Source organism: Roseococcus sp. SYP-B2431, assembly GCF_004336745.1.
Taxonomy (GTDB): domain Bacteria; phylum Pseudomonadota; class Alphaproteobacteria; order Acetobacterales; family Acetobacteraceae; genus Roseococcus.
Genome location: NZ_SJXD01000028.1, coordinates 44,146 through 64,583, shown reverse-complemented (window position 1 = coordinate 64,583; position 20,438 = coordinate 44,146). Strand labels below are relative to the sequence as shown.

Below are 20,438 nucleotides of genomic sequence, written 5' to 3'. Positions count from 1 at the left end.
GAAGGACATCTCTTCCCCATGCCTGCCCGCCTCGCCATTTCTGGACGCGGCCTCGCTCGTGCGGGGCGCCTGATCGCGGGCCTCTAGCCCGGGCCGGCGGCGGCGCGTCTCGCGCCCCCTCGCCCGGGACGACTTCCATCTCCATCCCTTCGCGGACGCTCCCTGCGTCCGGGCTCCGGCGCGTCCGGCGCGCCCAGGAACATTCGAGACATGACCCAACCCCTCGCGCTTCGGCGCCCGCCCCTGCTGATGTCCATCGAAGGCCAGATCCAGCTGGTGGCCCTGGCGGATGCGGCGGCGCGCCGCCATCCGCAGGTCGCCAGCCTGCTGCACGAGGAGGCGGACCGCACCGAGCTGGTCGCCGCCGCCGAATTGCCGGCCACCACCGTCGCGCTCGGCTCGCTCGTGGAGTTCCACGACGCCGGCACGGGGGAGAGGCGCGCCGTCCGGCTCGTGCTGCCCGGCGAGGCCGACATCGCCGAGGGGCGCGTCTCGGTGCTGTCCCTGGTGGGGGCGGGGCTGATCGGGCTGTCGGAAGGCCAGTCCATCGACTGGCCGACCCAGGACGGGCGGATGCGCCGCCTGACCGTGCTCTCCGTCCGGCCCGGCTCAGCTGACCTCTGAGGGGGCCCGCAGCGTCAGCGCCAGCGCGTGCAGCCCGCCGGAGAATTCGGCTTCCAGCGCCGCATGCACGGCGCGCGAGCGCGCCACGCGGTTCATGCCCGTGAAGGCGTCGCTCACCAGCAGGACGCTGTAATGCGTCTGCCCGCCAGGTCGCGCGCCGGCATGCCCCGCATGCTTCGCGCTGTCGTCCACCACCTCGATCCGCGCCGGGGCGAATTGCGCCGCCAGCACGGATCGGATCCGATCGGCCCGATTGTCCATGACACAAGCTTTCGCCCGCGAAGCCGACGTTGCCAAGCCCGTGCCGCCCACCCATAAAGTCCGGATGGCGCGCCGCGCGAGTTTCCAGCCCCAGACCGACCCCAAGGCGCCGCCCCGCGACTGCGCCTCGCCCGGCTGCGGCAAGCATGGCGAGTTCCGCGCCCCCAAGGACCGCGCCCTGCGCGAATACCTCTGGTTCTGCCTGGACCATGTGCGCCAGTACAATGCCGGCTGGGACTTCTACCGGGGCATGGGCGAGGCCGCGATCGAGACCGCCATCCGCTCCGACACGGGCTGGCAGCGGCCGACCTGGCCGCTGGGCCGCCTTGGCGGCGCCTCCTACATCGATCCCGAGCTGATCGCCGATCCGCTGGGCATCCTGCGCGACACGGCGCTGCACGAGAAGCGCCGACAGCCGCCCCGGCACGAGGCGCCGCCCGAGCTGCGCGCGGCCCTCGGCCTGCTCGAGCTGGAATGGCCGCTCGACCCGGCGACGCTGAAGATGCGCTACAAGGAGCTCGCCAAGCGCTACCATCCGGATGCGAATGGCGGCGACCGCAGCACCGAAGAGAAGCTGAAGGACATCAACCGGGCCTATTCGCTCCTGCGCCAGCGCGTGGGGCGGGCGGCGGATGCCGCCCAGCCTGCCCACGCGGGTTGAGTGCGCCGGACATCCGGCCGGCTTCGGCCCCGAGCCGGGTAGCCGCGGGACGCGGGCTGCCCTAACATCCCTCCACACCCAAATGCAACGAAGCGGAAGCGTGATGACGAAGCTGGCCCAACTTGGCGATGTGAGCCCGACCTCGGCGATCAATTTGCCCGATATCACCGTGAATGCCCGCGAGGTCTTCGGCGTGGACATCGACATGCAGGTGCCGGCCTATTCGACTCGCACCGAGCACGTCCCCGAGCTCGACACCTCCTATCGCTTCGACAAGGAGACGACGCTCGCGATCCTCGCCGGCTTCGCCTTCAACCGGCGGGTGATGGTCCAGGGCTATCACGGCACGGGCAAGTCCACGCATATCGAGCAGGTCGCGGCGCGCCTCAACTGGCCCTGCATCCGCGTCAACCTCGACAGCCACATCTCGCGCATCGACCTGATCGGCAAGGACGCCATCGTCCTCAAGGACGGCAAGCAGATCACCGAGTTCCGCGAGGGCATTCTCCCCTGGGCGCTGCAGCATCCCTGCGCGCTCGTCTTCGACGAGTATGACGCGGGCCGTCCGGACGTGATGTTCGTGATCCAGCGCGTGCTCGAGGTCGAGGGCAAGCTGACGCTGCTCGACCAGAACCGCGTGATCCGCCCGCACCCGCAGTTCCGCCTCTTCTCCACGGCGAACACGGTCGGCCTCGGCGACACGACGGGCCTCTATCACGGCACGCAGCAGATCAACCAGGGCCAGATGGACCGCTGGAACATCGTCGCGACGCTGAACTACCTGCCGCATGCGCAGGAGACCGAGATCGTGCTGGCCAAGCTGGGCGCCTCGGGCGACGCGAAGATGAAGAAGCAGGTGGAGTCGATGGTGGCGCTGGCCGACCTCACGCGCGCGGGCTTCATCGCCGGCGACATCTCCACCGTCATGTCGCCGCGCACCGTCATCACCTGGGCCGACAACACGCGCATCTTCGGCGATGTGGGCTTCGCCTTCCGGCTGACCTTCCTGAACAAGTGCGACGAGGCCGAGCGCTCGACGGTGGCGGAATACTACCAGCGCTGCTTCAACGCCGAGATCTCGACCGGGCTCTACAAGAAGGCGAGCTAGAGATGGGATCGGGGCAGGGCCGTCGCGCCCTGGCCCGCCCCCGGTGCCTGACTTGGAGCGGCCCGAACGCCGCCTCGATCTGACGAGCTGAGAGAAGATGTCGAAGCAGGACCTCACGCGGCAGGAAGAGTTCAAGCGCGCGACCGCCGGCGCCGTCCGCGCCATCGCCCAGCAGACGGAGGTGCAGGTCGCCTTCCAGCCAGGGCCGGCCGGCGTCTCCGGCAAGCGCGCGCGCCTGCCGCTGCCCACGCGCTCCCTCCCGCCCGCCGAGATGGCGAAGCTGCGCGGCGCGGCCGACGCCGTCGCGCTCAAGCTGCGCCACCATGACGAGGCCGCGCACGCCGCCCGCTCGCCCTCGCGCAAGGAGGCGCGCGAGGTCTTCGACGCGCTGGAGGATGTGCGCGTCCAGGCGGTCGGCAGCCGCCACATGGCCGGCGTTGCCGCCAATCTCCGCGCCCGCCTCTCCGAGGAATGCGAGGCCGAGGGCTACGACCGCATGACGCGGAAGGACCAGCTGCCGATGCACACGGCGCTGTCCCTGATGGCGCGCGAGCGCATCTCGGGCGAGGCCGTGCCGGCCGCCGCCCAGCGGGTGCTCGACATGTGGCGCGAGAGCCTGGACGAGAAGGCCAGCGCCGCCATGGACGATCTCGCCCATACGGCGACGAACGACCAGGAGGCCTATGCCCGCGCCGCCCGCAAGCTGCTGACCGCGCTCGACCTGGCCGAGGCCGAGGTCGACAGCGAGGCCGACCAGGACGAGGAGGGCGACGAGGGCGGCGACCAGTCCTCCCAGCAGGAGCAGTCCAGCGCCGGCGAGGCCCAGTCCCAGGAACAGGAATCCATGCAGGGCGCCGAGCCCGAGAGCATGGAGGGCGAGGCCGCCGACGAGGAGGCCGAGGAGAGCGAGGAGGAGGGCGCCGCCGCCGAGGGCGACGAGAAGCCCGGCGGCCCGCAGGCCCGCAAGGAAGTCCCGCAGACCGACGACAGCTCGCGCTACAAGCCCTTTTCCACCCAGTTTGACGAGGTGGTCGAGGCCGAGGATCTCTGCGATCCAGAGGAGCTGACGCGCCTGCGCCAGCAGCTCGACCAGCAGCTGCAGCACCTGCAGGGCGTCGTCTCGAAGCTCGCCAACCGTCTGCAGCGCCGCCTCATGGCGCAGCAGCAGCGCGCCTGGGAGTTCGACCTGGAGGAGGGCCTGCTCGACGTCGCGCGCCTCGCGCGCGTGGTGGCCAATCCCACGCTCTCGCTCTCCTACAAGCGCGAGCGCGACGCGGATTTCCGCGACACCGTGGTCACGCTGCTCATCGACAATTCCGGCTCCATGCGCGGGCGGCCGATCACCGTCGCCGCCATGTGCGCCGATATCCTGGCCCGCACGCTGGAGCGCTGCGCGGTGAAGACCGAGATCCTGGGCTTCACCACCCGCGCCTGGAAGGGCGGCCAGTCGCGCGAGAAATGGGTGCAGGAGGGCAAGCCGCGCAATCCGGGCCGCCTGAACGACCTGCGGCACATCGTCTACAAGTCGGCCGATGCGCCGATGCGACGCTCGCGCCGGGCCATCGGGCTCATGCTGCGCGAGGGGCTGCTGAAGGAGAACATCGACGGCGAGGCGCTGAACTGGGCCTATCGCCGGCTGCTCTCGCGCTCCGAGCATCGCCGCATCCTGATGGTCATCAGCGACGGCGCGCCGGTGGACGACAGCACGCTCTCGGTCAATCCGGGCAACTACCTGGAGCGGCACCTGCGCGAGGTCATCAAGGAGATCGAGGGCCGCAGCGCGGTGGAGCTCATCGCCATCGGCATCGGCCACGACGTGACGCGCTACTACCGCCGCGCGGTGACGATCGTGGATGCCGAGGAGCTGGGCGGCACCATGATGAAGAAGCTGGCCGAGCTCTTCGACGAGGATGCGGCCGAGGCGTGGCATCGCGCCGCCGCGGAGCGCGCGCCGCTGGTGGCCTGAGGTTCCGGGACGCTCCGCACGCAGGGTTTCTCGTTTCGCCTTGATGGGCTGGCACAGGCCCCCGCTCACCTCCGGATGATCCTGGCTTGATCCGTCGCCGCCACCTCTTCGCGGGGCTTTCCCTGCTGTCCGTCGGCTCGGCCGGGGCGACCGGCCCGGCCTCGACGCCCCTGGCCCTTCCCGCCCCACGCGGCGGCCGGCTGCTGCCGCTCGGCGGGTTGGAGCTGAGCACCTCCGCCTGGGGCTTCGGCGGGCTCTCGGCCCTCCACCTCGCGCCCGACCTCACGCTCACCGCGGTCAGCGATCGAGGCCGCTGGTGGCGGGCCCCGCTGCGGCTCAGCGCGGGACGGCTCGCCGGCCTCGGCGAAGCCGCCCACGGCCCGCTGCGCGATGCGGCGGGCGCCGCCCTGGGGCAAAGCGCCAATGCGGATTCCGAGAGCCTGGCGCGGCTTCCCAACGGCGACTGGCTGGTTGGCTTCGAGCGATGGCACCGCATCCTGCGCTACCGCGACCTCGCGGGGGCCGCGCAAGCCTTCGAGGCGCCGCCCGGGCTGGAGGGGGCGCCGCGCAACGGCGGGCTGGAGGCGCTGACCGTGCTGGCCGACGGGCGCCTCCTGGCCGTCGCGGAGCAGCTGGCGGGCGGCGATTCCGAAAGCCGCGCCGCCTGGATCGGCACCTTCCAGGGCCCGCGCCTCGCCTGGCGCCGCAGCGAGTACCGCCCGGCCCCCGGCCTCGATCCCACCGACGCCGCGGGCCTGCCCGATGGCGGGGCGCTGGTGCTGGAGCGGCGCTTCTCGCTCTTCGGCGGCTTTTCCGCGCGGCTCGCGCATCTGCCCGCCGCCGCCCTGCGCGGCACGGCCCCGCTCGCCGGCGAGACCTGGCTCGAACTGCCGCCCGATGCCCCCGCCGAGAACTGGGAAGGCGTCGCCACCACGCAGCATCAGGGCCGCGGCCTGGTGGCCCTCGTCTCCGACGACAACCAGAGCCCCTTCCAGCGGACCCTGCTGCTGCTCTACGCCATCGCCTGATCCATCGCCGCCATGCGCTCCGGCGGCAGCGACAGGAAGGCGCGCGCGCCGATCCCCGGCGCGGCCTCGATCACCAGCTCGCCGCCATGCGCGCGCAGCAGCGAGCGCGCCAGCGAGAGGCCGAAGCCCAGCCCCCGCGTGCGCTCCGGCGCGCCGTCATGCAGGGCCGGCGACAGCTCCTCGACGGCCACGCCCACCCCCTCATCCTCCACGATGATGGAGGCGGCATGCGGCCGGAGATCGGCGCGGATGTCGATGAAGTCGCCCTCCATGGTCGCGCGGGCGGCGCGGCCCAGCACCTGCACGACCGCCCCGCGCAGCGCGCGCCGGTCGGCCGTCACGCTCAGCCCTTCGAGATTCGGGGTGATCCGCCAATGCCGGGTTCCGGGCCCGAGCTGGGCGCCGGCGATGGCCACGGCCTCCTGCAGGACGGGCGCGAGGGCGAAGCGCTCCTCCACGAGGTTCCGGGCCGGCGCGGCCCCCGCGCCCTCCTCGGCGGCGGCATCGGCCAGGGCGAGGAGTTGGCGCGCGTCGCCCTCGAAGGCCAGGCCCGCCTCCTGGCCGAGATGCTGGGCCCGGCCGAGCAGGGCCAGGCCGATGCCGTTCATGTCGCGCGCGATCAGGGCGAAGCTGCGGGCCCGGCTCTCGGCCAGGCCGCGATGCGTGGCGAGCTCGGCCGAAAGCCGGGCGGCGTGCGTCGAGGAGCCGACGGCGGCGAGGGCGCCGCCCAGCGCCAGGACGGCCAGGAAAGCGTGCAGGAGATCCAGCGTCATGCCCGGAGCATGCCGGGGACAGGTTAATGCCGGGCTAACGGCCCCATGCGAGCGGGCGCATGCCAAAAGGGCCCGGTTCCACCGGAACCGGGCCCTTTTCACCATGTCGCTGCCGGAAGGTCAGGCGGCCGCGGCGGCCTTCTTGGCCTGGGCGCGCAGGATGCGGCGCTTCAGGACCAGCGCCTCGGGCGGCAGGTTGCGCGTCTTGGTGCCGAGAAGGAACGAGTCCAGCCCGCCATTGTGCTCGATCGTGCGGATGCCGTTCGTCGTCAGGCGAAGCTGGATCGAGGCGGCGAGGATGTCCGAGAAGAACGAGGTCTCCTGCAGGTTCGGCAGGAAGCGCCGGCGCGTCTTGTTGTTCGCGTGGCTGACGTTGTTGCCGGACTGAACGCCCTTGCCAGTGATGCCGCAGCGGCGAGCCATGATCTACATCCTGCAGTCGGGCCGCGCGCAGGTCTCCGCGGCCGGTGGAAAACGGAGCCGGGCGTATGCGGCAGCCCGGCCGGGGAGTCAAGTCAGCGCTTGGGAAGGCTGGGCAGCTGCCGCAGCTCGCCGGCCTCGACGCTGGCCAGCGCCTGGCGCAGCACGCCGGCGATGGCGCGGTCGTCCATGCTGCGCGAGAGCAGGCCCAGCGCGCCGCCCAGCAGGGCCGAGGCGGCCGAGACGGGGGCGATCTGCTGCTCCATCATGTACTCGATGGCCTTGTCCACGACCGAGCCGGCGTGGCTCAGATCCTCGGGGGCTTCGTCATCCATCAGCTGATCTCCAGTCACGCCCGAAATGGGACGGAAACATTCCCGAGGAAAGCCCCGCCGGCCCCCTTCCGCATTACGCCTTCGTCATCTCTTCCGCCGACCGCGCGCTGACGCCGCTGCCGAACTGGGCCTGGGCCTGGGCGATGGCGGCCGCCTCGGCCGCCGCGACGGCCTCGGACTGGCGGCGCCACATCTCGGCATAGAGACCGTCCTGGGCGATCAGCCCGCCATGGGTGCCGCGCTCGGCGATGCGGCCGTCCTCCAGCACGATGATCTCGTCGGCCTCCACCACGGTGGAGAGCCGGTGCGCGATGACCAGCGTCGTCCGCCCGCGCGAGACGTCGCGCAGGGCGGCCTGGATCTCCTGCTCGGTGCGGGTGTCCAGCGCGCTGGTCGCCTCGTCCAGGATCAGGATGCGCGGGTCCTTCAGGATGGTGCGCGCGATGGCGACGCGCTGCTTCTCGCCGCCGGAGAGCTTCAGGCCGCGCTCGCCGACGCGGGTGCGGTAGCCTTCCGGCAGCTTCAGCACGAAGTCGTGCACCTGGGCGAGGCGGGCGGCCTGCTCCACCTCCTCGTCCGAGGCGCCGGGGCGGCCATAGGCGATGTTGTAGCGGATGGTGTCGTTGAACAGCACCGTGTCCTGCGGGACCACGCCGATGGCGCGGCGCAGGCTGTCCTGCGTCACCGCGCGCACGTCCTGCCCGTCGACCAGCACGGCGCCGCCGGTCACGTCGTAGAAGCGGAAGAGCAGGCGGGAGAGGGTGGATTTGCCCGCGCCGGTCGGGCCCACGATGGCGAGCATCCTCCCCGGCGGCACCTCGAAGCTGACGCCCTTCAGGATCTCGCGGTCCGGCCGGTAGGCGAAGCGCACGTCGCGGAAGGCGATGGCGCCGTCGGCGACGGCGAGGGGAGGGGCGCCGGGCGCGTCCGCGATCTCCTGCGGGACGTCGAGGAGCTGGAACATGGCCTCCATGTCGGTGAGGCCCTGCTTGATCTCGCGATAGGCGAAGCCGAGGAAGTTCAGCGGCAGGTAGAGCTGAATGAGGTAGGAATTGACCATCACGAAGTCGCCGACGGTCATGGTGCCGCCGACGATGCCGTTCCCGGCCAGCAGCATCACCACCGTGAGGCCCAGGGCCATGATCAGCGCCTGGCCGGCATTCAGCGCGTTGAGCGAGATCTCGGAGCGGGCATAGGCGGTCTCGTAGCGGCTCAGGCTCTCGTCGTAGCGGCGGGCCTCGTGCGCCTCGTTGTTGAAGTACTTCACCGTCTCGTAGTTGAGCAGGCTGTCCACCGCCTTGGTGTTCGCCTCCTGGTCGGTGTCGTTCATGGCGCGGCGGAAGGCGAGGCGCCAATTGGTGAAGAGCAGCGTGAAGGCGACGTAGCCGCCGATCGTCACCAGGATCGTCAGCGCGAAGGAGACGCCGAACATCCACCACAGGATCCCGGCGACCAGGACGATCTCGAAGATGGTCGGGATGATGTTGAAGAGCAGGAAGTTCAGCGCCGTCGCGATGCCGCGCGTGCCGCGCTCGATGACGCGGGAGAGCCCGCCCGTCGAGCGGTCCATGTGGAAGCGCATGGAGAGCGCGTGCAGGTGCCCGAACACCTCCAGCGCCACGCGGCGGCCGGCGCGGGCCTGGACCTTGGCGAAGACGGCGTTGCGCAGCTCGTTCAGCGCGGCGGCGGTGAGGCGCAGCAGGCCGTAGCCGAGCACCAGCGCGACGGGCAGCGCGACGACGAGGCCCATGCCCTCCTTCGGCGTCAGCGCGTCCACGGCGCGGGCATAGGCGATCGGCACCAGCACATTGGCCGCCTTGGCCGCGACGAGGCTGACCACCGCGAGCACGACCCGCACCTTCAGCCCGAGCTCCCCCCGGGGCCAGAGATAGGGCAGGATGGCCAGCAGGGCCCGGCCGTGATTGTCGTTCTTCGCGCTCATGGCCTCCCATGTGGCGCGGGGCCGGGGGTTTGGGAACCGGCGGCGGCAGCAGGGCAGGGTTTTGCTCCACCGGCCAACGCGCCCTACATGACGGGATGAGCTCCTCCCTCTTCCGCCACATCGAAGCCTGCAACAACACGCCCTCGCCGAGCCATCTGCTGCCCTTCCGTTTCGGCGCCGAGCAGGTGGGCTGGGTCTCGGCCGAGTTGGCCCGTGCGCTGACCTTCTTCCCGCGCGACTTCCACTTCGAGGGGCGCGGCGTCTCCATGGCCGGGCGGCTGCGCACGCCGGGGATGCGCAGCGATGCCCTGGCGGCCACCGCGCGCGAGCTGGCGAAGCAGGGCTTCGGCCGGATCCGCGGCGAGCTCTTCGACATCCGGGCCGAGGCGAACGGCCCGGTGCTGGGCACGCTGGACCGGGGGCTGATCCCGCAATTCGGCGTCATCGGGCAGGGGGCGCATCTGAACGGGCTGGTCCGGCGGGCGGACGGGCTGCACGTCTGGGTCGGCATCCGCGCGAAGGACAAGGCGGTGGCGCCCGGGCAGGTGGACAATCTGGTCGCCGGCGGCATCCCGGCCGGCATGACGCCCGAGGAGACGCTGCTGAAGGAGGCGGGGGAGGAGGCCTCGCTGCCGCCGGAGCTGGCGGTGGCGGCGCGGCGCGTGGGGCGGCTCTCCTATATCCTCTCGAACAACGAGGGGCTGCGGCGCGACGTGCTGCACGTTTTCGACCTGGAGCTGCCCGAGAGCTTCGTGCCCAGGCCCAACGACGACGAGGTGGAGCGCTTCGAGCTCTGGCCCGTGGCGCGGCTGCTGGAGGTGGTGCGCGAGACGGAGGAGGTGAAGTTCAACGTGAACCTCGTGCTGATCGACCTCTTCCTGCGCGAGGGTCTGGTCGATCCGGCCGGCGCGGAAGGGCAGGCGCTGCGCGCGGGACTGGACCAGGGGCCCTGAGCATCGGTATGATTTCTTCCTACCGAAGTGGGAGCGGATCATGGCATCGGTCGAGAAGCGCACGGTGAGCCTGCCCGCGGAGCAGGCCAGCTACATCGACGGCCTCGTCGCCTCGGGCACCTATGCCACGGCGAGCGAGGTGGTTCGCGCCGGGCTGCGGGCGCTGCAGGAGCGCGACGCGGCGGTGGAGAGATGGCTGCGGGAGGAGGTGACAGCGGGGCACGCCGAATACCTTGCCGACCCCTCAAAGGGAGTTCCGGCCGAACAGATTCTGGACCGCATCAAGGCGCGCCGCGCGGCCGTCCGAAGCCGCTGAAGGACCGTGCGGGTCGTCTTCACGCCCCGCTGGCCGAGCGCCAGGTCGACAGGCTGCACGGGCATTTGACGCAGATCGCGGGCGAGGGGAGGGCGGATGCCGTCGTGAACCGTCTCACCCCCTACTGTCTGGGCCTCGAGGTCTTTCCGAAGCGCGGCATGCGGCGCGACGACATCGTCCCCGGACTGCGGATCATCGGCTTCGAGCGGCGCTTCGCGATCGCCTTTGTCGCGACCGAAGACCTTGTGCTGATCGAAGGCGTCTTTCACGGTGGGCAGGATTACGAGGCGGCTTATCGCGAGCGTGACGAAGGCTGGACTGACTTGCGCAACTGTGCCGCAAACCTGGCGTTCAGCGGGGCACCATGCTCCTCCTGCTCGCCCTGACGCTGCTGCTGGCCGGGCCCGGCCTGGCGACGGCTCAGCTCCAGACCGACCGTTTCGGCACCACCACCGGACGGATCGGCGGCGCGCCCGTGCAGGGCCTCACGCGGAACGGCATGACCACGGGCCGCATCGGGGAGCGGGGCTTCCAGGTGCAGACCGACCGCTTCGGCAACACCACCGGGCGCATTGGCGATGCGCCGGTGATCGGCCAGCGGGACGCGCTCGGAAACACCCGCGGAACGGTCGGCGGGCGGCCCTTCAGCTGCACCGCGAACGGGATGGGCGGGCAGACCTGCCGCTGATCGGCCCGCGCCCGCCTCAATCCGCGAAGTCCGGCTGCTCCTTCATGAGCTGCCGCTTGATGCTCTCCAGATGCAGGACGGCGCTCTCCCGGTCGCCCTCGCGCATCTGCGCGTAGGTGGCTTTCGCGACCGCCTCCGGCACTGGCTTCAGGGCGCGGCCGGTCGCCATCGCCAGCCGCTGCACCTCGGCCGCGCGCTCCAGGTAGTAGAGGTCGTCCCAGGCCTCGGCGCAGCTCGCGCCCACCACCATCACGCCGTGGTTCTTCATGAAGACGACATCTGCATCGCCCAGGGAATCCGCGATCCGGTCGCCCTCCCGCTCGTCGAGCGCGAGGCCGTTGTAGTCCTCGTCCACCAGCGTGCGGCCGTAGAACTTCAGCGCCGTCTGCCCGGCCCAGACCAGCGGCGGCCCCTCCAGCATCGAGAGCGCCGTGGCGTTGGGCATATGCGTGTGGAAGGCCGCCTTGGCGCGCGCATGCCTCATGTGGAGGCGGGCGTGGATGTAGAAGGCCGTCGCCTCCGGCACGCCCTTGCCGGCCACCACGCGGCCCTGGAAGTCGCAGATCACCAGGTTCGAGGCGGTGACCTCCGCGAAGGCATAGCCATAGGGGTTCACCAGCATCAGCTCGTCATGCCCGGGCACGACGAGGCTGAAGTGATTGCAGATCCCCTCCTGCAGCCCGAGCTTCGCGGCCATGCGGAAGCAGGCGGCGAGGTCGATGCGCGCCTGGCGGATCCCGGGCGCATCGAGCGCGGCGTTGCGGAGAAGGGCGGGGGCGGCGGTGTCGAGGGCATGGGCCATGGCCCCAGAATGCCGGCCACCCCCGGCCCGGGGCAAGACGGGGCCAAGGGGTTTCCCGGCGGGTTTGACGCGCCGGCCTCCCGCCTTTAGGTGCGAAGGCGAAACGCCATGGGGGAAAAATACATGCCCAATACGCATCGCCGCGCCCTGCTCGCCGGCGCCGGCTTCGCCGTCATCGGCCGCGCGCAGGCCCAGGCGCGCACCGTCCTCCGCATCGGCTGGACCACCAGCGACGGCCCGCAGGACCCCTATGCCTCGGGCGCCCGCGCCTTCAAGGAAGAGGCCGAGAAGCTCTCCAACAACCGGCTGGACGTGCAGCTCTTCCCCAACCGCGCCCTGGGCGACGAACGCCCGATGCTGGACGGGATGCGCCTCGGCACGGTCGACATGGCGGTCATCACCAATGCCGTGATCGCGCAGATCGAGCCGTCCTTCCAGATCAACGACATGCCCTTCCTCTTCCCCGACGAGGCGACCGCCCAGCGCGGCCTTGACGGCGCGATGGGCCGCAGCCTCGCCCAGCGGCTCGACGCGCGCGGCGTCGTCCCCCTCGGCTACATGGAGGGCGGCTTCCGGCAGATGATCAACAACGTCCGCCCGATCGCCCGCCCGGCCGACGTCCGCGGCGTGAAGTTCCGCGTGCTGCAGAGCCCGATCTTCATCGGCATGTACAACGCGCTGGGCGGCACCGCCGTGCCGATGGCCTGGGGCGAGACCTTCACCGCCGTCCAGCAGGGGACGATCGACGGGCTGGAGATCCCGCTCGCGGTCATCGACGCCAATCGCTACAACGAGGTCACGAAGTACCTCTCGCTGACCAACCACATCTACTCGATGAACGCGCTGCTCATCGGCAAGCGCAACCTCGAGCGCCTGCCGGCCGACCTGCGCGACATCGTCCGCGCCGCTGGCACCGCGGCCACCGCGAAGCAGCGCGCCGCCTCGCTCGCCAATGCGCGGCTGATCGTGGAGTCGCTGCGCGGCAAGGGCATGGCCGTGAACCCGGTGGCCGATGCCGCCGAGTTCCGCCAGGCCGTCCTGCCCATGTACGAGAGCTTCCGCGGCGCCATCGGCGCGGAGATCGTCCAGCAGGCGCTCGCGGCCTCGCGCTGACCGCCTGGGGGGAAGGGGAGCGATGAAGCTGGCCGCCGCGGGCCTCGCCGGCCTCGCCGCGCTGCTGCGCTGGAGCCTGATTCTGGCGACGCTCGCCATGCTCGTGCTCATCTTCGTCCAGGTGGTGATGCGCTACGTCTTCTCGCACACGCCGCCGTGGTCGGAGGAGCTCGCGCTCCTCGCCTTCTCCTGGGCCACCATGGGCGGCCTCGCGCTCGGCGTGCGCGAGGGCTTTCATGTGCGCCTCACCCTGCTGAGCGACCGCCTGCCTCCGCGCGCCGCCGTGGCCTGGGAGGCGGGGATCAACCTGCTGACGGCCGGCCTCGGCGCCTATTTCCTCTGGTCCGGCCTGCGCTTCCTGGAATTCACCGAGGGCAGCACCTCGGCCGCGATGGAATATCCGATCGAGCTGCTGAACGGCATGGCGCCCATCGCCGGCGCGCTGGTCTGCCTCTTCGCGCTCGGCCGCGTGATCCTGCCGCCCCCGCCGCCCGTCGAGACCGCCGACGCATGATCGGGATCCCCGTCCTCCTCACGGCCGGCTTCGCCACGCTCGTGATCTGCGCCGTGCCCTTCGCCATCGCCATCGCGACGGTGACCATGGGCTCGCTCCTCGCGGCCGACATCGAGCCCGCCTTCCTGGCGCAGCAGTTCATCGCCGGCTCGCAATCCTTCAGCCTGCTGGCCATTCCGCTCTTCATGCTGGCGGGCGAGATCATGTCGGCCGGCGGGCTTTCGCAGCGCCTGGTCGAGGTCGCCTCCACGCTGGTGCGCCATCGCACGGGCGGGCTGGCCATGGTGACGGTGCTGGCGGCCATGGTCTTCGCGGCCATCTCCGGCTCGGCGCCGGCGACGACGGCGGCCATCGGCGGCATCATGATCCCGGCCATGGCCAAGGCGGGCTACGACAAGGCCTTCGCCGCCTCCATCGCCGTCTCGGCCGGCGTGCTGGGGCCGCTGATCCCGCCCTCCATCGCCTTCGTCATCTGGGGCATCGTGGCCGAGCAGTCGATCGGCCGGCTCTTCCTCTCGGGCATCGTCCCCGGCCTCGCCATCGCGATCGGCCTGCTGGGCGTCTGCTGGTTCCATGCGCGCCGCCACAATGTGCCGAAGCAGGCGCCGGCGAGCTGGGCCGAGGTCGGCCGCGCGGTGAACGACGGGAAATGGGCGCTGCTCTCGCCGGTCTTCGTGCTGGGTGGCATCTATGGCGGCATCTTCACGCCGACCGAGGCGGCCGCCATGTCCTGCGTCTATGCGCTGGTGGTGGGGCTGCTGGGCGGGACGCTGAAGCTGCGCGTGCTGCCGGAGCTCTTCCTGCGCTCGGCGCGGACGAGCGCCATGATCACCTCGATCATCGCCGTCTCGGTGGGCTTCGGCGTGCTGGTGGCGCAGGAGCGGATCGCGGTGGATTTCGCGGCCTGGATGGCGGACAGCCTGGGCACGAAGTGGCTGGCGCTGGCCTCGCTGAACCTGGCCTTCTTCCTGCTGGCGGCGGTGATGGACGAGATCGCCATCATGGTGGTGCTGGGGCCGATGCTGATCGCCATCGCGAACCGCTTCGGGGTGGACCCGGTGCATTTCGGCGCCATCATCGTGACGAACGTGTCGATCGGCATGGCGGCGCCGCCGATCGGCTATTGCCTGTTCGTGGGGATGGCGATCAGTGGGTTGTCGCTGGCCAGGATCTCGCGGGCGATCTGGCCGCAGATCTTGGTGATGTTGGTGGTGCTGATGCTGACGACCTACATCCCCGGCTTCGCCCTGCTGCTGCAGCCCCGATAGCCTGCCGCCACGGGTTGCCGCCCGTCCTGCCGGGGCCATCTCCCCCCGGCAGCCACGGATTCACGAATGCCCCCCATCCTCTCCATCGCCGGCGTCGAGAAGCACTACCCTTCCGGCCTGACCGCCCTGGCCGGCATCGACCTCGAGGTCCGGCGCGGCGAGATCTTCGCGCTCCTCGGCCCCAACGGCGCCGGCAAGACCACCCTGATCAGCATCGTCTGCGGCACCGTCACCATGACCGCCGGCCGCGTCTCGGTCGGCGGCCACGACATCCTCCGCGACTTCCGCCGGACGCGCGCCACCATCGGCCTCGTCCCGCAGGAGATCGCGATCGACATCTTCGCCACCGTCTGGAACACGGTGCGCTTCAGCCGCGGCCTCTTCGGCCTGCCGCCCAACCCCGCCTATATCGAGCAGCTCCTGCGCGACCTCTCGCTCTGGGAGAAGCGCGACAGCCGCATCATCGAGCTCTCCGGCGGCATGAAGCGCCGGGTGATGATCGCCAAGGCGCTCAGCCACGAGCCCGAGCTGCTCTTCCTCGACGAGCCCACCGCCGGCGTCGACGTCAACCTGCGCCGCGACATGTGGGCGCTGGTCCGCAAGCTGCGCGACAAGGGCGTCACCATCGTCCTCACCACCCACTACATCGAGGAGGCCGAGGAGATGGCCGACCGCGTCGGCGTCATTGACAAGGGCCGCATCCTGCTCGTCGAGGACACGGCGGCCCTCATGCGCCGCTTCGGCAAGCGCCGCCTGAAGCTGGTGCTCCACCAGCCCCTGGCGACCCTCCCCGCCGCCCTCGCCGACTGGCCGCTGGAGCTCCAGGCCGAGGGCCACGAGCTTCTCTACAGCTTCGACGCCAATGCCGGGGGCGCCGGCATCCCCGACTTGCTGCGGCGCCTCGACGCGCTGGGCATCGGCTTCAAGGACCTCGACACCGAGCGCAGCTCGCTGGAGGACATCTTCATTCGCCTGGTGGAGCCCGCCTGATGCCCCTCATCAACCGTCACGGCGTCTGGGCGGTCTACCGCACCGAGATGGCGCGCGCCCTGCGCACCATGTGGCAGAGCATCGTCACGCCCGTCATCACGACCGCGCTCTACTTCGTCGTCTTCGGCGGGGCGATCGGCTCGCACATGCAGCAGGTCGGCGGCGTCGACTACGGGGCCTTCATCGTCCCGGGGCTGATCATGCTGACGATCCTCACGCAGAGCATCTCCAACGCCTCGATCGCGATCTACTTCCCGAAATTCACCGGCACCATCTTCGAGATCCTCTCCGCGCCGCTTTCCGCCTTCGAGGCGGTGGTGGCCTATGTGGGCGCGGCCGCGACCAAGTCGGTCGGCATCGGGCTGATCATCCTGGTGACGGCGACCTTCTTCGTGCGGCTCGAGATCCAGCATCCCGTCTGGATGGTCGCCTTCCTGCTGCTGACCTGCGTCACCTTCAGCCTCTTCGGCTTCATCATCGGGATCTGGGCGCGGAACTTCGAGCAGCTGGCGATCATCCCCTCGCTGGTGGTGACGCCGCTGACCTTTCTCGGCGGGGCGTTTTACTCGATCGACATGCTGCCGGAGCCGTGGCGGACGATCAGCCTGTTCAATCCGGTGGTGTACCTGGTGAGCGGGTTCCGGTGGAGCTTCCATGGGGCAGGGGATGTGAGCGTGGCCGCGAGCCTGGGGTTCACGGCGGGATTCATGGTGCTGTGCTTGGCGGTGCTGTGGTGGATGTTCCGGACGGGGTATCGGTTGAAGGCTTAGTGGGTGGATCGCGATCCGCTTCGCAGACACAATCGGAAAAGCGCTGGTTGTGCCGAATCCACACGCTGTGATGTTGGAATAGTCCGAACTTAAAATACCCAGCGTGAGGAGGCTTTGGCGATCAGACATGAGATTCATCGCTGAAGGGCCCGATCTGCCGGGTGATTTGCTCGACGCTCGGGATGAGGGACAGGTTATATTCTTCTGCGGCGCTGGCGTCTCACGCGCGGAGGCTGGCGGACCCAGCTTCCGTGAGTTGGCTGATCGCGTCGTAACCGAACTGGGGTCCTCCCAGACTAGCCCGGCCCGACAGCTTCTCGCCCTATCGGACAAGATCGCGCCGGTTCCGGGTGTCGGCGGCATACCCTCGGCAGATCGGATCTTTGCGCTGCTTGAGCAGGAGTTCCCCGTCGCGGACGTGCGTGGCGCGGTAGCAAGGTCGCTCCGTCCAAAGCCAGACGCAGGACTAGGTCCGCATCAGTCGCTAATCAATCTGTCGAGAGCACCTGATGGGGCCGTGAGGCTCGTTACAACCAACTTCGACCGCGTCTTCGAGCAGGCTGATCCGTCGCTTGAGCCTATCATCCCGCCGGCGCTTCCAGACCCCGCCCGGCCAGGATCGTTGAATGGGATCATCCATCTCCATGGCAAAGTCTCGCTGGACTATAAGAGGTCGGAGGGGCCAGAGTTTGTGTTGTCATCAGCGGACTTCGGACGGGCCTATCTAGCTGACGGATGGGCCACCACATTCATGCGTGCCCTGATGGACCGATATCGAATCGTGTTCGTAGGGTATTCCGCCGACGATCCTCCGATGCAGTACCTTCTGGAGGCGCTTCAGGCCAAGGTGGGATCTGGGCGGTTGTATGCGCTTCAGGAAGGCGACGCATCGTACGCGTCGGGTCTCTGGAGGCACAAGGGCGTCACGGCGATCCCTTTCGATGGCTTTTCAACGCTATGGAGAACGCTTGCCGCCTGGGCGGAGCGGGCCACCGATCCAGAACGCTGGCGTAAAATGATTGCAACCATGGCGGTGACCGGTCCTAGGGAACTGCTTCCCTATCAACGAGGGCAAGTCGCTCATCTCGTGTCCTCTCCGATTGGTGCGGGTATTTTTTCAGAACACGAACCAGCGCCGCCCGCCGAGTGGCTCTGTGTATTTGATGCAAATGTTCGATACGATAGATGCCGACCGGTAGCTTGGCGTGATCCGGAGCCAGATCACTTTAATCCCTTTGAAAGCTACGGACTCGACGGGGAGACACCGCCGCTCCGTGACGAGGATCGTCCTGAGCCGATCACACCCCCGCCAGGAAGCTGGTCTGCGTTTGAATCGGTAGCCAGTGAGAGTCCGGCAGGACGCCCCGTCTCCCCATCTCTGCGCGGGCCTGCTTCGCGACTGCCGCCTCGGCTATCGGTGCGCCTCTGGCGCCTTGCGCGATGGTTTGGCCGTGTCGTGAGTGACCCCGTGGCTCTCTGGTGGGCTTCGGGAGAGAAGGCACTACATTCGGATCTAGTGTTCTTCGCTCGTGATGCTCTGCTGAGGGGTGAAGTGCCATCGGACATTCGGACGGCATGGCGCTTACTCCTGGTGTCGCTCGACGAACAAAGTCAATATGAGCGCGATCGATTTGAGCTTCGGCGCGTAATTAAAGCCGAAGGATGGTCACGATTAAATATACTGGAGCTGGTGGAAGTCGAGCGGCCTAGACTGACCACCAAACGTCCCATGACATCTCCGATCTCGGGGCAATTAGGGCAGCTTCGGTATATCGACGCGACCGTTTTGTATCCGGGTCGTGATTCCAATTTGAAAGTACCAGCAGATTATTTGATGGACTATGTAGATGGAACTCACCGCAATCTGATCATCGCGACAAGATTAGAAGAGGAAGTTGGCAGTTTTGCCTTCACGAATCTGAGGCCATTAAACGCTTTCAAGCGCGAACCTAACGAGTTCAACACGAGATCACCGGATCTATCTTCGCTGATAGCTCACCTCGCTGCGCTCGTTCGCCACCTACTTGAGACCGCGCCGGATCTCGCGATCGCGCAGGTCAGGAACTGGCGTAATGAACAGGGCATTCCCTTTCGGAACCTGCGGGTTTGGGCCGCGAGTGAGGCGAGGCTCACCAATCCAAAAGAGGCGGCTCTTATCCTTCTTTCCCTTGAAGGAGGCGTGTGGGACGGTAGACTTGAGCGTGATTTTCTCACCGCGATAAAGGCACGCTGGTCCGAACTGCCCAGAGGCTCGAGGAAGCGTATTGAGGCTATCACGCTTGCGGGCCCCCAGCCGTGGCGGGACGCCGACGCTGTGGAATTTGAGCCATATCGCATCCGCGCTGTATTGGGTCGTCTATTTTGGATGGAGCGGGAGGGGATAAAGGTCTCTTTCGATCTCCCCAAAAAGCTTGATCGTCTCAAGCGGCAACTTCCTACATGGAATGCGCAGGATGCAGCCGAACAACTTGATCGAAGCCCGTCGAGGGGCGGGTGGGTCGCGACGGACAAAAGCCATGCCCTGTTGCTCGACGTTCCGTTAGATAATCTTTTGCTTGAGGCCGAGGCCGCTAGGGGGCGAGGTAGAGACTTCCTAACGGAAACACGACCTTTCCGTGGTCTAGTAGAGACAAGGCCGGTGAGGGCGTTGGCCGCACTTCGCCAAGCAGCGGATCGTGGTGAGACATGGAACTGGGCTTGGAATGACCTGTTCTGGTCAGAGGCCCGCGGAAGTGACAAGCGCCGCTTTCGCTGCCTTCTGGCTCGGCGTATTGCAGAGTTGCCAGACGCCATCCTGTCCACGAACCTCCAGGCAGCGGCCCAATGGTTTACGAGCCATTCGCGCCCAATTTGGGAAGATGACAGGGATTTGTATCTCGCCACCTGGAACCTGCTCGTCGACACGATTTACCATCATCCGACCGCAGCCAGTTCTGCGGTCCTGACGCGCGGCCAGCAGGACTGGATCACTGAGGCGATCAATTCGCCCAGCGGACGTCTTGCTGACCTCATATTTGATGAACTCGGCTGGTCTGACGATCCTCAAGCGATTGATGTTGTGTTTAAGGATCGGGCCACAAAGCTGCTCAGGTTATCGCCAGAACCTCGTGCGTATTCCGCAGCCATATTTGCTAGACAATGTAATTGGCTTTTCATGCACGATCGTGATTGGACGGAAGCACATATACTTGCGATTATTGAAAATGAAGATGATGAGAAATCGGTATCGGATGCTGCCTTATCCGGATTTCTTCAACAGTCGAGCTTTTTGCCAAATGATCTGTTTTTGGCGGTAAAACCATTACTTATTTCACTTTTGAAAGAAAGAAAATCGTCACCCCGGCGGCATGAAAATCTTTTGGAAATTGTACTTTCTGGTTGGTTTCGAAAACAGCCAGAAGGTGGTCGATTGATTACATCAATCGATTTACGAGAGGCGTTGCTCACTACGAGCGAGGAGCAGCGGCTCCACACATTGCATGTCGTTGCAAATTGGTCCGAAGAATCGGAGGAATGCGCTGAGCAGCTGACCGAATTCCTTGGCTGGGTCTGGCCACGCCAGCTCGCTGCGCGGAGTCCAGCTGCATCTTCTGCTCTCGCAGAGATCGCCCTTCGCGCCGGAGATAGGATGCCCGAAGTTACTGTCGCAGTATTGTCAATACTAGAGAGTGCGGCTGAGCCAATCGACTCTGTCCCGCACCTTCATCACATTGAGGATGATCGAATATCAATGTTTCCAGCGGAACATCTTGCACTGTTCTACGCTCTGTTGCCGAAGGATGCACAAACTTGGCCCTGGGGTATGGCGCAGATTGTCGCGAAGCTCGCAGCGATGCCATCCCTGACGAACGATCGACGCCTATCTGAACTTAGGCGGCGTATCGCCCGAACATAGCGCACCCAATT

The 20,438-nt window shown here is 67.8% G+C and carries 21 protein-coding genes; 15 read left to right on the top strand and 6 right to left on the bottom strand.

Going from position 1 to position 20,438, the window contains the following annotated elements; genetic code table 11:
* The first annotated feature begins 210 nt into the window (after nt 1-210).
* Nucleotides 211-624, top strand: coding sequence for a nucleoside diphosphate kinase regulator (rnk, locus tag EJV46_RS18635; protein WP_131550219.1), 414 nt, complete (start codon nt 211-213; stop codon nt 622-624).
* On the opposite strand, the gene EJV46_RS18630 is transcribed toward rnk, so the two are convergent.
* Nucleotides 610-885, bottom strand: a complete 276-nt coding sequence (locus tag EJV46_RS18630; RefSeq protein WP_131550218.1) for a BolA family transcriptional regulator — start codon at nt 883-885, stop codon at nt 610-612. The genes rnk and EJV46_RS18630 overlap by 15 nt on opposite strands.
* On the opposite strand from EJV46_RS18630, the gene EJV46_RS18625 reads away from it, so the two are divergent.
* The 4 genes from EJV46_RS18625 (at nt 884) to EJV46_RS18610 (ending at nt 5,648) form a co-directional block, all read left to right on the top strand.
* Nucleotides 884-1,546, top strand: coding sequence for a J domain-containing protein (locus tag EJV46_RS18625; protein ID WP_240782646.1), 663 nt, complete (start codon nt 884-886; stop codon nt 1,544-1,546). The genes EJV46_RS18630 and EJV46_RS18625 overlap by 2 nt on opposite strands.
* Before the next feature lie 103 nt (nt 1,547-1,649).
* Nucleotides 1,650-2,654, top strand: a complete 1,005-nt coding sequence (gene cobS / locus EJV46_RS18620) for a cobaltochelatase subunit CobS (protein ID WP_131550217.1) — start codon at nt 1,650-1,652, stop codon at nt 2,652-2,654.
* Between the two features lie 97 nt (nt 2,655-2,751).
* Complete coding sequence (gene cobT / locus EJV46_RS18615; protein ID WP_131550216.1) at nt 2,752-4,620, top strand: cobaltochelatase subunit CobT; 1,869 nt, start codon at nt 2,752-2,754, stop codon at nt 4,618-4,620.
* Between the two features lie 86 nt (nt 4,621-4,706).
* Entirely contained in the window at nt 4,707-5,648 is a 942-nt protein-coding gene (locus EJV46_RS18610) for an esterase-like activity of phytase family protein (RefSeq protein WP_131550215.1), read from the top strand.
* Here the strand turns inward: EJV46_RS18610 and EJV46_RS18605 are convergent.
* From EJV46_RS18605 to EJV46_RS18590, 4 genes are all read right to left on the bottom strand, one after another.
* The gene (locus tag EJV46_RS18605) at nt 5,633-6,421 is read right to left on the bottom strand and encodes a sensor histidine kinase KdpD (protein WP_165585609.1); all 789 of its coding nucleotides are present in this window, start codon (nt 6,419-6,421) and stop codon (nt 5,633-5,635) included. The genes EJV46_RS18610 and EJV46_RS18605 overlap by 16 nt on opposite strands.
* Nucleotides 6,422-6,541: 120 nt before the next feature.
* Complete coding sequence (gene rpmB / locus EJV46_RS18600; RefSeq protein ID WP_131550213.1) at nt 6,542-6,844, bottom strand: 50S ribosomal protein L28; 303 nt, start codon at nt 6,842-6,844, stop codon at nt 6,542-6,544.
* 92 nt (nt 6,845-6,936) lie between these two features.
* Nucleotides 6,937-7,176, bottom strand: a complete 240-nt coding sequence (locus EJV46_RS18595; RefSeq protein ID WP_131550212.1) for a hypothetical protein — start codon at nt 7,174-7,176, stop codon at nt 6,937-6,939.
* Nucleotides 7,177-7,249: 73 nt separating this feature from the next.
* Nucleotides 7,250-9,118, bottom strand: a complete 1,869-nt coding sequence (locus tag EJV46_RS18590; RefSeq protein WP_131550211.1) for an ABC transporter ATP-binding protein/permease — start codon at nt 9,116-9,118, stop codon at nt 7,250-7,252.
* Nucleotides 9,119-9,213: 95 nt separating this feature from the next.
* Between EJV46_RS18590 and EJV46_RS18585 the strand changes: the two genes are divergently transcribed.
* The 4 genes from EJV46_RS18585 (at nt 9,214) to EJV46_RS18570 (ending at nt 11,075) form a co-directional block, all read left to right on the top strand.
* A complete protein-coding gene (locus tag EJV46_RS18585; RefSeq protein ID WP_131550210.1) occupies nt 9,214-10,071 on the top strand; it encodes an NUDIX hydrolase family protein in 858 nt (285 codons plus the stop codon).
* 40 nt (nt 10,072-10,111) lie between these two features.
* On the top strand, nt 10,112-10,387 hold the full coding sequence (locus tag EJV46_RS18580; protein WP_131550209.1) for a type II toxin-antitoxin system ParD family antitoxin: 276 nt from the start codon (nt 10,112-10,114) through the stop codon (nt 10,385-10,387).
* A 104-nt stretch (nt 10,388-10,491) separates the two neighbouring features.
* Nucleotides 10,492-10,773: a type II toxin-antitoxin system RelE/ParE family toxin gene (locus EJV46_RS18575; protein ID WP_131550208.1), complete on the top strand. Its 282-nt coding sequence runs from the start codon at nt 10,492-10,494 to the stop codon at nt 10,771-10,773.
* Entirely contained in the window at nt 10,752-11,075 is a 324-nt protein-coding gene (locus EJV46_RS18570; protein ID WP_131550207.1) for a hypothetical protein, read from the top strand. The genes EJV46_RS18575 and EJV46_RS18570 overlap by 22 nt, the downstream gene beginning before the upstream one ends.
* Nucleotides 11,076-11,091: 16 nt before the next feature.
* On the opposite strand, the gene EJV46_RS18565 is transcribed toward EJV46_RS18570, so the two are convergent.
* Complete coding sequence (locus EJV46_RS18565; RefSeq protein WP_131550206.1) at nt 11,092-11,877, bottom strand: aldolase; 786 nt, start codon at nt 11,875-11,877, stop codon at nt 11,092-11,094.
* 123 nt (nt 11,878-12,000) lie between these two features.
* Here EJV46_RS18565 and EJV46_RS18560 point away from each other — a divergent pair, with 123 nt between their 5' ends.
* The 6 genes from EJV46_RS18560 (at nt 12,001) to EJV46_RS18535 (ending at nt 20,427) form a co-directional block, all read left to right on the top strand.
* Nucleotides 12,001-12,990: a TRAP transporter substrate-binding protein gene (locus EJV46_RS18560; RefSeq protein WP_131550205.1), complete on the top strand. Its 990-nt coding sequence runs from the start codon at nt 12,001-12,003 to the stop codon at nt 12,988-12,990.
* A gap of 22 nt (nt 12,991-13,012) precedes the next feature.
* Entirely contained in the window at nt 13,013-13,504 is a 492-nt protein-coding gene (locus EJV46_RS18555; protein WP_165585608.1) for a TRAP transporter small permease, read from the top strand.
* A complete protein-coding gene (locus EJV46_RS18550) occupies nt 13,501-14,772 on the top strand; it encodes a TRAP transporter large permease (protein ID WP_131550203.1) in 1,272 nt (423 codons plus the stop codon). Before EJV46_RS18555 ends, EJV46_RS18550 begins: the two co-directional genes overlap by 4 nt.
* 66 nt (nt 14,773-14,838) lie before the next feature.
* A complete protein-coding gene (locus EJV46_RS18545; RefSeq protein ID WP_131550202.1) occupies nt 14,839-15,762 on the top strand; it encodes an ABC transporter ATP-binding protein in 924 nt (307 codons plus the stop codon).
* Between the two features lie 8 nt (nt 15,763-15,770).
* Nucleotides 15,771-16,532 carry an ABC transporter permease gene (locus tag EJV46_RS18540; RefSeq protein WP_408894015.1) on the top strand — a complete coding sequence of 254 codons (762 nt, stop codon included), beginning with the start codon at nt 15,771-15,773 and terminating at the stop codon, nt 16,530-16,532.
* A 127-nt stretch (nt 16,533-16,659) separates the two neighbouring features.
* On the top strand, nt 16,660-20,427 hold the full coding sequence (locus EJV46_RS18535) for an SIR2 family protein (RefSeq protein ID WP_131550200.1): 3,768 nt from the start codon (nt 16,660-16,662) through the stop codon (nt 20,425-20,427).
* The last annotated feature ends 11 nt before the right edge of the window (nt 20,428-20,438 follow it).